This window comes from Coraliomargarita sinensis (assembly GCF_003185655.1).
GTDB lineage: Bacteria > Verrucomicrobiota > Verrucomicrobiia > Opitutales > Coraliomargaritaceae > Coraliomargarita_B > Coraliomargarita_B sinensis.
The window spans coordinates 173,631-186,837 of the sequence record NZ_QHJQ01000004.1 but is presented as its reverse complement, the minus strand read 5'-3'; the positions used below and the strand labels follow the sequence as shown (position 1 = coordinate 186,837).

At 47.7% G+C, this 13,207-nt stretch carries 18 protein-coding genes and 1 tRNA gene; 7 read left to right on the top strand and 12 right to left on the bottom strand.

What is annotated here, in order from left to right:
• Positions 1 to 193 precede the first annotated feature (193 nt).
• The 3 genes from DDZ13_RS07470 to DDZ13_RS07460 all read left to right on the top strand — a co-directional run bounded on the left by DDZ13_RS07470 (position 194) and on the right by DDZ13_RS07460 (position 2,146).
• Complete coding sequence (locus tag DDZ13_RS07470; protein WP_110130926.1) at positions 194 to 481, top strand: Rdx family protein; 288 nt, start codon at positions 194 to 196, stop codon at positions 479 to 481.
• Positions 482 to 595: 114 nt separating this feature from the next.
• Complete coding sequence (locus tag DDZ13_RS07465) at positions 596 to 1,330, top strand: uracil-DNA glycosylase family protein (protein ID WP_110130814.1); 735 nt, start codon at positions 596 to 598, stop codon at positions 1,328 to 1,330.
• Positions 1,331 to 1,549: 219 nt separating this feature from the next.
• The gene (locus DDZ13_RS07460; protein ID WP_110130813.1) at positions 1,550 to 2,146 is read left to right on the top strand and encodes a thioredoxin family protein; all 597 of its coding nucleotides are present in this window, start codon (positions 1,550 to 1,552) and stop codon (positions 2,144 to 2,146) included.
• 561 nt (positions 2,147 to 2,707) lie between these two features.
• Here the strand turns inward: DDZ13_RS07460 and DDZ13_RS07455 are convergent.
• The 9 genes from DDZ13_RS07455 to DDZ13_RS07415 all read right to left on the bottom strand — a co-directional run bounded on the left by DDZ13_RS07455 (position 2,708) and on the right by DDZ13_RS07415 (position 9,866).
• Positions 2,708 to 3,400 (bottom strand): SLATT domain-containing protein, encoded by a 693-nt coding sequence (locus tag DDZ13_RS07455; RefSeq protein ID WP_110130812.1) that lies wholly within the window; start codon positions 3,398 to 3,400, stop codon positions 2,708 to 2,710.
• Between the two features lie 71 nt (positions 3,401 to 3,471).
• On the bottom strand, positions 3,472 to 4,449 hold the full coding sequence (locus DDZ13_RS07450; protein WP_146209289.1) for a hypothetical protein: 978 nt from the start codon (positions 4,447 to 4,449) through the stop codon (positions 3,472 to 3,474).
• A 92-nt stretch (positions 4,450 to 4,541) separates the two neighbouring features.
• The gene (locus DDZ13_RS07445; protein WP_110130810.1) at positions 4,542 to 5,255 is read right to left on the bottom strand and encodes a hypothetical protein; all 714 of its coding nucleotides are present in this window, start codon (positions 5,253 to 5,255) and stop codon (positions 4,542 to 4,544) included.
• Positions 5,245 to 6,279, bottom strand: coding sequence for a DUF4062 domain-containing protein (locus DDZ13_RS07440; RefSeq protein ID WP_110130809.1), 1,035 nt, complete (start codon positions 6,277 to 6,279; stop codon positions 5,245 to 5,247). The genes DDZ13_RS07445 and DDZ13_RS07440 overlap by 11 nt, the downstream gene beginning before the upstream one ends.
• 224 nt (positions 6,280 to 6,503) lie before the next feature.
• The gene (locus tag DDZ13_RS07435; protein ID WP_146209288.1) at positions 6,504 to 6,839 is read right to left on the bottom strand and encodes a hypothetical protein; all 336 of its coding nucleotides are present in this window, start codon (positions 6,837 to 6,839) and stop codon (positions 6,504 to 6,506) included.
• Positions 6,797 to 7,666 (bottom strand): rolling circle replication-associated protein, encoded by an 870-nt coding sequence (locus tag DDZ13_RS07430; protein WP_233246113.1) that lies wholly within the window; start codon positions 7,664 to 7,666, stop codon positions 6,797 to 6,799. The genes DDZ13_RS07435 and DDZ13_RS07430 overlap by 43 nt, the downstream gene beginning before the upstream one ends.
• Positions 7,667 to 7,790: 124 nt before the next feature.
• Positions 7,791 to 7,994: a helix-turn-helix domain-containing protein gene (locus DDZ13_RS15995; RefSeq protein WP_110130806.1), complete on the bottom strand. Its 204-nt coding sequence runs from the start codon at positions 7,992 to 7,994 to the stop codon at positions 7,791 to 7,793.
• Positions 7,995 to 8,076: 82 nt separating this feature from the next.
• Positions 8,077 to 8,751 (bottom strand): hypothetical protein, encoded by a 675-nt coding sequence (locus DDZ13_RS07420; protein ID WP_110130805.1) that lies wholly within the window; start codon positions 8,749 to 8,751, stop codon positions 8,077 to 8,079.
• Positions 8,748 to 9,866 (bottom strand): tyrosine-type recombinase/integrase, encoded by a 1,119-nt coding sequence (locus tag DDZ13_RS07415; RefSeq protein ID WP_146209286.1) that lies wholly within the window; start codon positions 9,864 to 9,866, stop codon positions 8,748 to 8,750. The genes DDZ13_RS07420 and DDZ13_RS07415 overlap by 4 nt, the downstream gene beginning before the upstream one ends.
• Positions 9,867 to 9,915: 49 nt before the next feature.
• On the opposite strand from DDZ13_RS07415, the gene DDZ13_RS07410 reads away from it, so the two are divergent.
• Positions 9,916 to 9,991: transfer RNA gene (locus DDZ13_RS07410), tRNA-Ile, on the top strand.
• A 337-nt stretch (positions 9,992 to 10,328) separates the two neighbouring features.
• Here DDZ13_RS07410 and DDZ13_RS07405 read toward each other — a convergent pair.
• Genes DDZ13_RS07405 through DDZ13_RS07395 form a run of 3 tightly spaced genes read right to left on the bottom strand, consistent with a single transcriptional unit; the run spans position 10,329 to position 11,712 of the window.
• The gene (locus tag DDZ13_RS07405) at positions 10,329 to 10,748 is read right to left on the bottom strand and encodes a hypothetical protein (protein ID WP_110130803.1); all 420 of its coding nucleotides are present in this window, start codon (positions 10,746 to 10,748) and stop codon (positions 10,329 to 10,331) included.
• Positions 10,749 to 10,750: 2 nt separating this feature from the next.
• Positions 10,751 to 11,092 carry a hypothetical protein gene (locus DDZ13_RS07400; protein ID WP_110130802.1) on the bottom strand — a complete coding sequence of 114 codons (342 nt, stop codon included), beginning with the start codon at positions 11,090 to 11,092 and terminating at the stop codon, positions 10,751 to 10,753.
• 8 nt (positions 11,093 to 11,100) lie between these two features.
• Positions 11,101 to 11,712 (bottom strand): helix-turn-helix domain-containing protein, encoded by a 612-nt coding sequence (locus DDZ13_RS07395; RefSeq protein ID WP_110130801.1) that lies wholly within the window; start codon positions 11,710 to 11,712, stop codon positions 11,101 to 11,103.
• 75 nt (positions 11,713 to 11,787) lie between these two features.
• On the opposite strand from DDZ13_RS07395, the gene DDZ13_RS15990 reads away from it, so the two are divergent.
• From DDZ13_RS15990 to DDZ13_RS07380, 3 genes are all read left to right on the top strand, one after another.
• Positions 11,788 to 12,036 carry a helix-turn-helix domain-containing protein gene (locus DDZ13_RS15990; RefSeq protein WP_110130800.1) on the top strand — a complete coding sequence of 83 codons (249 nt, stop codon included), beginning with the start codon at positions 11,788 to 11,790 and terminating at the stop codon, positions 12,034 to 12,036.
• A gap of 124 nt (positions 12,037 to 12,160) precedes the next feature.
• The gene (locus DDZ13_RS07385; protein ID WP_110130799.1) at positions 12,161 to 12,727 is read left to right on the top strand and encodes a hypothetical protein; all 567 of its coding nucleotides are present in this window, start codon (positions 12,161 to 12,163) and stop codon (positions 12,725 to 12,727) included.
• A gap of 5 nt (positions 12,728 to 12,732) precedes the next feature.
• The gene (locus DDZ13_RS07380; RefSeq protein WP_110130798.1) at positions 12,733 to 13,191 is read left to right on the top strand and encodes a hypothetical protein; all 459 of its coding nucleotides are present in this window, start codon (positions 12,733 to 12,735) and stop codon (positions 13,189 to 13,191) included.
• The last annotated feature ends 16 nt before the right edge of the window (positions 13,192 to 13,207 follow it).

Here is a 13,207-nt window from a genome sequence, read left to right as displayed (position 1 = left end):
TCTGTCTGATGGAAAGAAAATAAAATTCGACAAACTCTCTTGCGGTGGGGAGCGCGGGGGAAGAATACCGTGATTAGCTTTCCGATTGATAGGAAACAGTCGGGACGGCTGTTCTACGTGAGCCCCGCTGATTTCACGGGCTGTCGCTTTTTCAGTATTGGCAGCTCACCTCATTCGTTCTCTGCTATTTGTCATGAAACCTCAGGTCCAAATCGAATACTGTCCCGGGTGTCGCTGGCTGCTGCGTGCGGGGTGGACGGCACAAGAATTACTGACCACTTTCGAGCAAGAGCTTGGAGCCGTCACGCTTCGGCCTTCCGAGACGGGTGGACGTTTTACCGTCACGGTGGATGGTGTCGTTGTTTGGGATCGAAAGACAGAGGGGCGCTTTCCGGAAATGAAAGAACTCAAGCAAATCATCCGCGACCGTATCGCGCCCGAGCATGACCTTGGGCACAGCGACACGCCTGAACGACAATGATCCAAACGCAAAGGCGTTCGGCTACCTTCTGATCGGCTGTTACCTTACTTTTACCTGCCTGAACCGTAGCCGAAGGCCTTCGTCTTTGGCCTCAACAGTCAAACCATTCGCAACATGTCTCCATCAATTTCAGATGAACTTGCCGCCGCGGCCCAGCGTCTGGCCGATACCGTGGACCGTTTCAACTTTGCTGAGCCCACCACCCATGTGTACAACCCGCTGCGCTATGCCTGGGCGCCGCATGAGCAGTACATTCGCAAACACGGTAACTCACGAAAGAAGGTCGTTTTTATGGGCATGAATCCGGGGCCCTTTGGGATGGCGCAAACCGGCGTGCCTTTTGGCGAGATCGAGTTGGTGCGCGATTGGGTCGGTGTTGAAGCCAATGTCTTGAAGCCCGGTGATGAGCATCCCAAGCGGCCGATCGAAGGCTTTGCCTGTACCCGTAGTGAAGTGAGTGGCCGACGCTTGTGGGGGGCTTTAAAAGAGCGCTTCGGTACATCGGAAGCCTTTTTTGCCGACCATTTTATCGTCAATTACTGCCCACTGGTTTTTATGGAGGCTTCGGGTAAGAACCGTACGCCGGATAAAATGCCGGCTGCCGAGACGGAACCACTATACGCCGCCTGCGATCAACACCTGCGCGAATTGGTGGAAGTGCTCCAGCCGGAGTGGCTCATCGGGGTGGGGGCCTTTGCCGAGGGACGGGCCAAGCAGGCCCTGGATGGCATGGCGATCAAGTTCGGCCGGATTCTGCACCCCAGCCCGGCCAGCCCTGCGGCCAATCGCGGCTGGACCGAGCAGGCCACCCGGCAACTGGTTGATTTGGGGATTTGGGAGGCAGAATAATTTGAACCGTAATGAACGTTAATGTATGTGGACGAAGTCGTGATGATGATTATGCGGGTATCAGGAGGTGTTGTACTTATCGTAAATTAATATACATCAACGGCTTAAGTAGTCCACTTATTTGACGGCGGGTGTCTCGACTATAAATATGTGAGCGTCGCGAAAAAACGTAACGGCTTATTTGAAAATGCGGGAATACGCTGTTTCACTAGCGTACTTATGAAAAAACTACCACTCATCCTCTCCGCTGTTCTCTTTTCACTCAGTCTGCACGCCGGTGTCGAAACCGGTGCGAAGGCACCTGAATTCACTCTGACCGATACCAATGGTACCGAGCACAGTCTGTCCGACTTCAAGGGCAAGTACGTTGTTCTCGAATGGACCAACCACGGTTGCCCTTTCGTCAAGAAGCACTACAACGAGGGGCATATGCAGGCCCTGCAGGAAAAAATGACGGATCAGGGCGTCGTCTGGTTGGTGGTCAATTCCGGTGCTCCCGGCAAGCAGGGCTCAGTCACTCCCGAACAAGGCAACAAACAGATCGCTGACAAGGGCATCAAAGCTACCGCGATGCTTCTCGATACCGATGGCAAAGTCGGTCGCGCTTACGACGCCCGCGTCACCCCGCACATGTATGTCATCGCCCCCGACGGTGAACTCATTTATCAAGGCGCTATCGACAGCATCAAGTCCACCAAGGTGGAAGACATTGAAAAGGCCACCAACTACGTCAAGGCGGCCTACATGTCTCATAAGAAGGGCGAGCCGGTGGAGAGCCCAACCACCACACCCTATGGCTGTGGCGTAAAATACTAGATACGAAACACCATTAAATTTCACTTAAGGCCACTTTTCCGGAAGTGGCCTTAATTTTTGGCAAAATTCCGGTTGGGTTACATCTATCGGTTACATGTGTTAACCTCTCGCAGAAGGGAAATGGTAAGCGCTGGCAGTATTTTGATGAGTTATTTGCGGAAAAGTATGGACGTGCGCAGCAAAGCACCTATCCCTTTTCCTCCTTTAGGGCCTGTAGCTCAGCGGTTAGAGCAGGGGACTCATAACGCTAAGTCGTTAATCACCAATAGTTTGCGCGAGTTATCGCGAGTCATCTAGTGTCACGCAATCAAGCACTTAGACACTTTTTTGATTTCGGCCTGTTATCCTGAATTATCCCGAAAAGTCCCAAATTTTGAAACGGGGTTACAAAAAGGGTTACTATTATAGAGCAAGGGAAGAGAAAAGCGCCAACGGGTTAAATTTGTATTACAATTTTGACTCACTAACGGTTAAGGTGACAACTTTCGGGTTACAGGTTTTCAGGCTAGAGCAAGGGATTAAAGTCGAAGGGTGTCCTCCTTATGGCGTTACCACCTGTGCCTAGTTAGCATCGGGCATGACCTCAGAGATTACCGGAGAGAGAATGACTGCTGCGGTAAGTACGAGTGTAAATAGTGTAACTGCTCCTATGAGGATATGATACTTTTTTCGAACCTTCCAGTCATACTCTTTGAAAATTTCCTTCTTCTCTTTTTCGGTTAGAGTAAAGTATTCAGATTTCTTCGTCTTACTGATAGCATAATCTATTGGATCATGATTTTCGCATTCTGCCAGGACTGCTTCATATTTCCGAGTTAACGAGATAATTGCCTCAAAGCGCTCTTTGTCATCCTCGATATGTTTAGCGATTCGTAGTTCATTGTATATATTCGCGATCTTGAGTGCATTCGTATGAAATTTATGCGCTTCTAGGTTATAGTGCGACGAAGATTCTATCTGGGTAAATACAAGCACTAATACTGCAATAGATGTAATCAGAAAATTCATCCAATAGGATGGAAAAGGTAAACTTGCGTTTCCAACATAGATAGGAAGTGACGCTGCGATTATTAGGCAACACGACAAAACACTGATAGTTATAGACGACAATTTGTGTGTCTCCAAAAGTCGCTTGTTTGCTTGGAATCTAGCAGCCTTGGTTACCCATGTCTTGTAGTTTAGTTCCTTTTCCCAGTCGTTATCAGCAACGTAGTTCGGAATTGGGCTTTCAGTTGTGCTTGCTTCTTTATTCATGTTATTCTGCTGCGTAGAGGTGTATGCATGGAGTAGAGGCTGAGCCGTAACGAAATTGATACCACCGTTTTTTAGCTCTTCTTTGAGTTTTTCCTGACCCTGCGAGATGACATAATATCCTCTGGGGCAAAACTCTCGCAGTATACTTCAATTCCTAGTTTTATAATAAGTGCTGTTGCTGCAACCCCCAGAGCATGAATGCCTATCCCCAATCCGGCCAATGCCGCCGCGACAGCTCCACCAATATATTTCTTGTTCAAAACAGCTCCCATTCCCTCGTTAAACCAAACCTTATAAATGTCGGATTCTTTGTCGCAGAGTGATTTCCACAGAACTCTACGGACTGCAGAGAATAGTGTCCTTCCAACTTCTTTCTTCTGAGTTTTCTCTTCAGGGCTGGGCAGCAATTTCTGTTCACTGCCTGGGAGTTGCTTATGAGAGTACGAATCGATCTCATATAAAAATTGAATCGTTCTCTGAGGTACAGAGCTTCCGAAATTCTCGAAAATCTCATCTTCATTTTGAGTCGCAACGACTCGTCCCGCGTCCTCTTCAAGCTTATGACCTTCGAGTTTGTCTGTTCCGACCATCTTTAGGGTCGCGAGTGCCCCTTCTTCGTTGAAGCGCTCGATAACTCGTCTACGAAAATCACGCCGTCCCTGAACAGAAGTAATTGAGGTCTCGTCACTAAGGACTTCTGAAATCAGTGGTTTCGCAGACTCGAAGTTTGTCTCACGTAGATAGCAAATTGACAGAAGTGCACTTGCTTCGAGATATACACGAGTTCCCTCATTAGCTGACTTGCGAATTCCACTAAATCCATCTTTTGCGAACGAGAGCTCGCCAGCTTCCATAGCAGCCTCGAACATGTAATTCTTGTTCTGATATAGCCGTGCTAAATGCCCAGTTGGTCTGAGTATTCTCTGAAGATCAACACAGATTTCTTTTGCTAACTCAAGGTCGCCAATGCGAGCACAACGCCTCAGTTTTGGTTCTAAAACCGAAAGTCTTCTTTTTTGAGTGTCTGTGAGTTTTGGTGGGCGAGGCATTTCTTACATAGACGTAGGTGATAGACGACCCGACCTGTGGGTTTAGTCGTGCAAATGGTTTTTAGAATTTTCTGGCGCGTCACTCGGGTTGTCTACTCACCCTGGTTGGTCTTCTTTGCAGTCTGCTTTAGCTCTTCATTCATTAGATTTTTCAAAACGCCGAACTCGTGAATGAGTGCATCCCATTCTTCTTTTTCGATAGTCTGCTGCCCTTTAACTATTCGGTTGTAAAAACCTCTTAGATGCACGTCTACCATTACAAGGTTATGATTCATCTCTTCTGTTACAAAGAGTTGATTCCCTTTCCAAGCATCGTTCATGCGTTCGAAATGCTCTAGGAGTTTATCTATAAGCTGATCTCGAATTTCAGGGTATTTATTCTGTTGAGCATTAAATCTAATCAGCTCCTGATACGCATCAAAATATGCAGAGATCAAACCATTATACGCCTCCACTCTCGCATCGAGGATCTTAAATTCGAGCTGCTTTTCTAGTTCAATTTGATACTTTAGTCTTTCAAGGTCACCCACTAGGCGATTCTTGTGGATTTCAAGGTCTTCATCAATTTGCTTTTTCTTCTCAAGAGTTGTGTCAGTGACGATTTTCTTAAAGTAAGCTTTTATTCCCTCTTTGAACACAAAGGCTAGTCCTGCGCAGATCAGTGCAAACAGCGTTAAGATCTGGCTCAGGACGTCTAGAAATGTTTGAAATGAGTTCATTTGATTACCCAACGTCGAGAGGAGGTGCAAGTCAGCGGGAGCAAACGCAGTTGCCTCACTCGTCTGGTTGGCTTTCTTATTTTTCAATGGCTCTGAGTCTTACCATTACAGAGTCTCCGTATGGTGTTAATTTCCAATATGAAGCGGTGTCCTTAACGCTCCTTTGTTTGATACTTTGAGTAATCAAACCAAGTGCTCTTAGTTGAATCTTTATAGTTTCGTAATTGTCAGAATCTATTTCGAAATTCCTGTATCTTTTCAGATCTTTAAAATTTTTATCCTTTTTTGCCTTGGTGGCTGCAATCTTCGAATAAGTTTCATTTAGCCTTCGCTTGAGTTGCAGATCGGTAGCTTCGTGGATCATCAGTGGCGAGATGATATAAAATATGTCGTCCCACGCTTCTTTAACAGTAATCCGACATCTGTAATTATTATGTTCATCGTCACTAGCTTGAAAATGAATTGAAATTCCGAATTCATCGTCGCCTTGCTCCAGCTTTTCTGATCCAGCAGGAGCGTGTGTCGTAACTTTCTCTAATTCTTTATTTAAATCTTCTATCTTCAGTCTGAGATCCAAAATTTCTTTTGATGCTTCTTTAGAGGCAACTGCGTCGCCTCTAATCCAGCCAATACCTGGGTGTTTCTTTTGAAGCATAATCAGACTGCGACTTACTATTGATCCCAATTCTTGTGGGGTCTCCCAAAATTTACACATACGTGTTTTACACAGATCTCTAAACGCTTCGAGTGCTTTTTGTCCTTTCTTTGATGTCTCGGTCTTTCTTTTTTCTAGCGAATCCGGGTCCTTGTGCAGAAAAGCGATGACCGGTTTTCCTTGCTCAACTGCATAGCGGTACTCCATTTCTGTGTAACTGATTCCTCCTGGACCAACTGAGCCATAGCGACCACCTATGATAACAATGTAATAATCGCTATCATCAATGACTCCCTTAATTAGAGTCCATTGATCTTCGTTTGCAGCCGGAAACAATTCCATGCCAGAAGGTATACAATCAAGTTCAAGCAAGGCATGCATAATCTCCTGACGCTCAGGCTGAAGGTCTTCATAGGTCGAACTGACGAACACTTGGTATTTTTTTCGTTCTTCCATAATATTTTAAGATGTTTGGGTTCTATTAAATTCTTTTCCCTAACGTATTATAATAGCAATGATATTATTTCCCGTTTTTGAACAGCTCAAAGGTAATATCGATGTTAATGAGCAGGGTTTTGTCTAAGATGGACAGTTATTAACTGTGTAAACAAGGAAAAGGCCCGATAGCGGCCGCGCTCTCGCGCGTCCACCATCGGGCCCTTTTTATCTTAGTATTTTCCCTAATCTACGATTTCCCATGAGGAAGATGAAATCTGGCCGTTACGCTCCTGAATCCGTGTCGCTTTGACCGAGACAGGTTGGAAGGCTTTCAATTCGGGATATTTGGTGACTTCATCACCGTTAATCTCGACTTCTGGGTTGTCCTTTGGGTCGAGGAAGCGTTCAAGCACCGCAACACCTGGCTGCAGGGCGAGTTCGTGTTTTACGAGTGCCAGAATACCACCGTCTTTTTTGGTGATCTTGCGGGCGCTGTTTGAGATGACCACCCCGCGAATGAATAGACCGTTTTCGGTCAATCGGGAAGTGATACGTGTTGGTTTTGATATGTCAGCCATGGATATAACTGTTCCTTTCTGTTTATTTGGATTTTGCCGCTTCCTAAGTATCGACCAGCCACCGCAGCGGCGTAAACGAGGCGGTCGAAAATTTCCTGAAAAGGTTTGTAGAGGGATACTTGCCTTACTCTGTCGAAAGGCTCGTTCTCATCCTCAGTGACAATCGTAGCTGTACATGACCACTTGTGGAGGCGTTCGCGGATGGTAGACACTGGGCGCTTTTTCCCAGTAGGTACTGATTCTTCTTTAGCGGGCTTGTCCTCAGAAATTAAAAAGCCCTTTGACGGCTGAAAGATTCGCATGCGTTCGCGATCCTGCACCCACTCGGGGACACGGCTGGACTTGCAGACGTATTTCAGGAGGTAGTGAAAATCGTCGTTTGTGATCCGCTTGACGTTGGTTCGACCATAGCTCCAAAGGTGGGCGAGGAGTTCGGCGGGAATGAATCGGCGTGTGAGCCAGATGCAGTGAAAATGGGGCCAGCCTTCTTCATCGGCGTGGAATTCGACCTTTGTGCAGTAGGCTTCGGGTATTCGGTAGATGATACCGTTCCATTCTACGCCCTTGCGTAGCAGGTAAAAAATCCGGCGTATACGGTCGCGCGTAAGGTCGAAAGCTTCGGATGGGCCGTAACCCAGGGCGCGCATGGCTTCCCGATCTATTGTGAAGGTCACAAACAAGCAGCCGGCGACATTCGGGAGTCGATGCCAGAATCGTTTAAGAACCTTGTGAATCCCCAAAGGATGGAACCACGAAGCCGGGACGTAAGGTTTTAGATAGGTTAGGCTCATTGCGCTATCTCCCTTTGAGAGTTTGGTGGAAAACAATAAAGTTGATAGACGGCTGGCGCGGATTCGGACACCGCCCAGCGGAGGACACTAGCCAAGCACAGCTTGGAGTGGCCTTGCCTTGAGGGGTAGGGCGGTTTCTCCCTCTGCCTACTTGGGCCCTTCATCCGATCACCTCCGAAGTTTCACGCAAGAAACGCTCAATTTCGGTCTTTGAGTAGAGGGGTCGACGAGTGGCCCTTGAAGGACGCAGTAGGCCGCGCTTCGTGAGACGGTCTACGGATGGAGCCGAAATGCCGAGGATTTCAGCGGTTTCCTTGCGGGTGTAGGCAAGGCGGAATGTGTTTGTTTGGTCTGCGGTCTTCATGACGCCGCAGACAATAGCCCTTATTCGTTCAACTGTATCGGGAGTTCAATCGGCTGAACTTCTCCCGAATTATTGGCACACTTTATGAATTCGGGCTGAAGCCAATTGACTGTCCCATTTTTTTGCAGGCATCGAATCTATTTTCTCCCGAATACCCCTCAACAAACTCTGAGATAAAATCGTGAAATTCTTTCCATGACTTCCAAAGTTTAATCTGATCCTCAAATAACAGCATATAGAAGTATGCCATTGAACTGTCTGAATCGTATCGAAGCGTTTCCTCATCGACTAGGAATGACTTTAAGCCGTTTGCGTAACCCTCTGCATGCTCGTGCTTTTGAGCTAATTTACTCTGATCTTTGAATTGCTCGAGTTGCTTAGTTCTAATTTCGTCATCTTCTTCACTGGCTGGATTCAAGATTTCGAGGAGCGCACTTTCCTTGCCATCTGATTCGCTTATTTCACAGCCCGCCATTGCGCTAAAACAACTTTCCAAGAAGCCCTCAACGTAGCCCAATCTATAGTGCGCAGATTCTTTGTTTAACTTCTTTGCCGATAGGCCACGAAACATTGTTTTTGAAAGGCTGATGCAGGCCTTTTCTTGCCATGAGCCCTCTGGATAGGTGTAAGTTCTGGTGTCAGCCACAAGACCTTGGACCTTATTCTTTTCGACCGCATATGCTAAAAGCGCGTTTGATAGCTTTATCAGGTTCTTTGCATACCATTCTGGTATTTGCTCATCATCAATATCTGTCATGTCATTAACTTCGCCATTTCAAAGGAATGAGTATCTCTTAAGTGCCCATAGGTTTTGGCAACCAGCAGTCCGCCATCCTTATGGCCTACCCAAGCGGCAATCGTTTTAAAGTCGATTCCTTTCTCTATGGCGTTACTAACAAAATAATGCCGCATGCAGTGATGGGTGAAATGCGGGAGATTTTGGCTTTTGCAGGAGGCAATCAGGGCTTTTTTTGCGCTTTCAATTCCGATGATCTTTTCGCCGCCCTGCGGTTGCTTCTGATGGTAGAGCTTTTTTAGAAATTCTTTCAGCCTGGGGAAAAGTGGGACAATTCGGGTTTCATGGTTTTTGGTCCCGACCTCACCGCCGGAAACAGTGAAACGACCTTTCTTAAAATCGACTTCGTTCCACTGGATATTGATTGCTTCCCCCAGACGCATTCCGGAGTAGGCGAGCAGCTGCACGAGGTTGGCCGCTTCTTTGGCTCTCCCGTCGAGCTTGGCGATCCCTGCGAGCAGCTTTTCGAATTCCTCATGCGTGGGAATGACGATAGCTTTGGATTGAATCCTGCGCCGCTTTAGAATGTTGGCCGGATTTTCGAGAATGACGCCGCGCTCAATCCCGTATTCGAGAATGCCCTTTAGGACCTCCATTTCCTTATTGTAGGTCGAGCTATTCAGATGCTTGCCGCGCTTCACTTCCCACGTCTGACAATCGGCTCTCCTGATATCGGCCACACGGGAGCCTTTGAAGTAGGGGAGCAGTTGCTTGAAACAGCGTTCATTTCGATCTGCCGAGGAGGGTTTAAGGCTCGCATTATGGACTTCCAGCCATTGCTGCCCAAGCTCCTCAAATTGGATTTGGCGTGAGCCGCTGTCGACGTCAGTTCGCCCAATACTGGCATGAAATTCCTTTAGTCGACGTTCAGCGAGTTTTCTGTCTTGAGTCTTAAGGCTTTTTCTAATTTGTCTACCGCTTCGCTTAACCAAAGCGTAATAACGACCCGATGAAGTATTCCGATACAGACACTCAGCAACCCGAACAAACTCAGGCGTGTTCTCTTTCTCTGTGGCAGCAGATGAATTTTTCATGCTCTGAAGTATTGGGTTACAACACTGGGTTACAAGTCGCAAATATCGGCCATGGTAAATCAGTCATAAGTCCTTATAGGGCAAAGCTTTAGGGCCTGTAGCTCAGCGGTTAGAGCAGGGGACTCATAATCCCTTGGTCGTGGGTTCGAACCCCACCGGGCCCACCAGCCTTCGCAGGAGCTGTCCCTTTCCGGATAAATTGTCCAAAAGGTGAAATATCAGGAAAAAGACGGAAAAAGCCCGAAAATCATGGACTTAAGAAAGTTAGAGCCGTCAATTATCGACCATAAAATGTCGCGGTTCCGGATAGTATGTCCGAGTTCCCCACTTTTGGCGCGATTATGAGCGATGAGCCGTAATCGGCTAAAATATGCGGATTGTCTTTGATCCTGACACTAAAAGGTGAGGAACTTGAGACAAGTTATGCGGAAAGCATCGTGGGGAACGGGGAACTCAAATCCTGTTGAAGAGGTTCTGCATACTATATGCAGGTAGCGTGCAGAACTAATTCATGAGTAGTTCAACGAATCCCTCTGTCATCTGGTATTTATCCAAATTGCTATCTGATACGTCGATAATGTAGCCCTCACTCTCCAAGATGGCGATTTTGTGGCTATAATCATTCTCCTTGGTTCCGGTATAGTGAAGGCGGACATCTTCAGCAGGCCAAATTGCGACCGGGTTCGGAAGAAAGTAAAATTTCCGGGCTAGTTCCAGACCTGGCTTGGAGAGATCTTCTTTCATCTCGCCTAGTAGGTCTGGCATTTTCGCTGCAATTCCCCTGAACCGTTCTTCCTCTGAAGTCCCTGCCTCTTTCTGCCTTCTCCGATCTGTGAATAGTTCGGCATAGTAAGCTCCAGCGGCACCGATAAAGATTCCAACTAGTAAAGTGCCACCGTGAGTTACTACAGTTTGCCAGGACATGCTCAAAAGACGAAGAGGAGTAAGAACAGAATAAGGATGGGGATTGTGACAAAGATCGTGAGGGCACAGCCGAGAGCCTGCATCTTGTCGCCAGCGTCCTTGGTTTTTTCGGACAGGGCAGCCTGGGACGTCTGCTCTTTTGGCTCCTCCACGGCTATATACATGATCTTGCTGCCACCGTCGCACTTGCAGTCGGAGGGCGGCAGCTCGGGCGCGTTATCGACAGAGAACTCACGGTCTACCAGGAGCGAGCAAGCCGCGCAGCAATAGTTTCCCTCGCCTGGGCCGAGAACTTTAACGCGCATGCAGCCCGAATCTTTAATGCGCTGAAGCTGACTAATCATGTGTTATGCTAAATCTGGATGTCTGACTGTTCCTGCTGACTTGAGAGAAGTTTTTCATACTCAGCTTTCCAGCTTTTGTAAATCTGTTTGTCGCTCTGATAGCAGCCAATCATTGAGGCCGCGTGAACGGCGAAATCCAGTAAAAGATCCTCGGCGTCATCAGCTCCTAAATTCTCTAAGACATTAGCCCATGACTCAGCTAGCAAGTGTGCCGCATTTCGTAGATCTGTTTGGCTTAAAAGAGAGCGAATAGCATCTTCTGAAGTGTCGCTAAAGGTGGCGCTCAAAAATTTGTCATATACTTGGCTGAATGGAAGGTGGGCATATCTTTCTTCTTTTGGCTCATCAGGGCTGTCATAATACCCAAACATTGGCTGACTACCGTCAGCCAGCCATCGCGGGCTGACATCCGCTCGCATGCAGGCAATCATCCCGAGGTAATACTTCACGGGTGCCCTTGCGTATTCGTAGCTAGCTACTCTATCTCTTGATATGCCTAGCTCTTTCGCAAACTCAGTTTGAGTCCACTGTTTATACTTCCTAATCTCTCTGAAGCGCTGACAAATCGCTTCCTCTCGATCAGGCAACTGGACTACCACTGTTTTACCTTTCTTAGGCATTGTTACGTATTATTTCACAAAATGGGAAATGTCTAGTTGACTTAATTCCCATTTTGTGAATTCACTTATTGTGTAATGCCCTCGACAGCTTTATCAGAAAAACCGAAAATGGCTCAAGCCCTGCTGAAAATCAGCAGAGCGGAGCTCGCAGAAGCTACTGGCAAAAGTGTTAGCGCTATAAACAAGCTACTGAATGGTGCCCCAGGGTTCTCATCCGCTTTAAATGAGAAAATTGAATTTAGATTGGGCGTGCCGATCTGGTCGGAGTCGCCTGTGGACCGCTACTTAGAGGGTCTTCGCAAGGGAAAGGGGGGCCGTTCGTGATGACTGAAAAAGTAGGTTTTTTTCATGCGCCGTGTCTGGGTTGCCCCTCCAGTAAACACCCCGGCAGGGGACATTTTCTCCGGCTCATTCGTGAGCTGCATCTAAAGTAACCCTAGAAACAAACATGAATACACCCAAAGAATATACGGCTCCGAAATGCGGCTCTAGCGCGCTGCTTTACTTCGCCTTGAATGAGGCACGGGGCAAGCCGCTCGACTGCTACTTGAAGGCACTGCTTTCAACCACTGCTATCACCGAAAAACCTGAAATCAAAGGCCGTAGTGCGGCTTTGCTTGAGGAGGGTGAGGCCTTGAAAGCCGAAATCTCCAAATACACGGCTGAATTTGTGCCTATGCACCTGTTGGGAGCACTTCCGGAAGGGCTGCACCTGATCGAGGTTGCGCTTTCGTCGCTTCGCGACTGTCCCCTTCACCAGTTTGCGCTGGTTATGGAAGGAATCGAAGATTCCCTGAGGGGCGTTAGCGACATTCTTCCGCCGATGCCAGAACTGACCGAGGATGCGCTTTCGCGGAAATGCCAGGCTGAGGTCTTTATCTGCCAGGCTAGCGCTCGTTTCATCCGGGAATTTGAGTCCCTGACAACTGCGATTCAGCACGGCGATTTCGACGGCATTTCACCGCATGCTGTCACAGAAGTGATGACCGCGCGGGCCTATTCTAAAGCTGATTGATAGTTATGGAAAACGAAAGCGAGCATAGTCATCAAATCATCTTGAGAGGGGGAATGTATTCGCTCTGCTTCGATGCTGCGGCATGGAAGCGCTTCCAAGAAAACGATGGGGACTATGCTCGCCTAACTTCAAACCAACACGATTCAATGCAGGCGCAGACGCTGATCTGGGCTGCGATGAACGATGAGGCCAGGGCGGCTTTTGATCGACCGCAGAAGCTTTCTTTCCACTTGGGATATACGGACCTGCAGGCGATCCGTAAAACAGTGGGTGACCTTGTAAGAACGGGCGCGCTGCTGGCCTTCGTTTCGGATTCGGTATCCGGCAGCAACGAAGCGGAACCCGCCGTAGAAAAGTCGGGAAGCCCGAAAGACAAACCTATTCAGCCAAGTCGCCCTCTTCCAAAACCGACACGTTTCAAGCGACAAGCAGAGCCGGGAATAATCAGCAAGTGGGGCTTATAGCAGAACTAAAAGATTA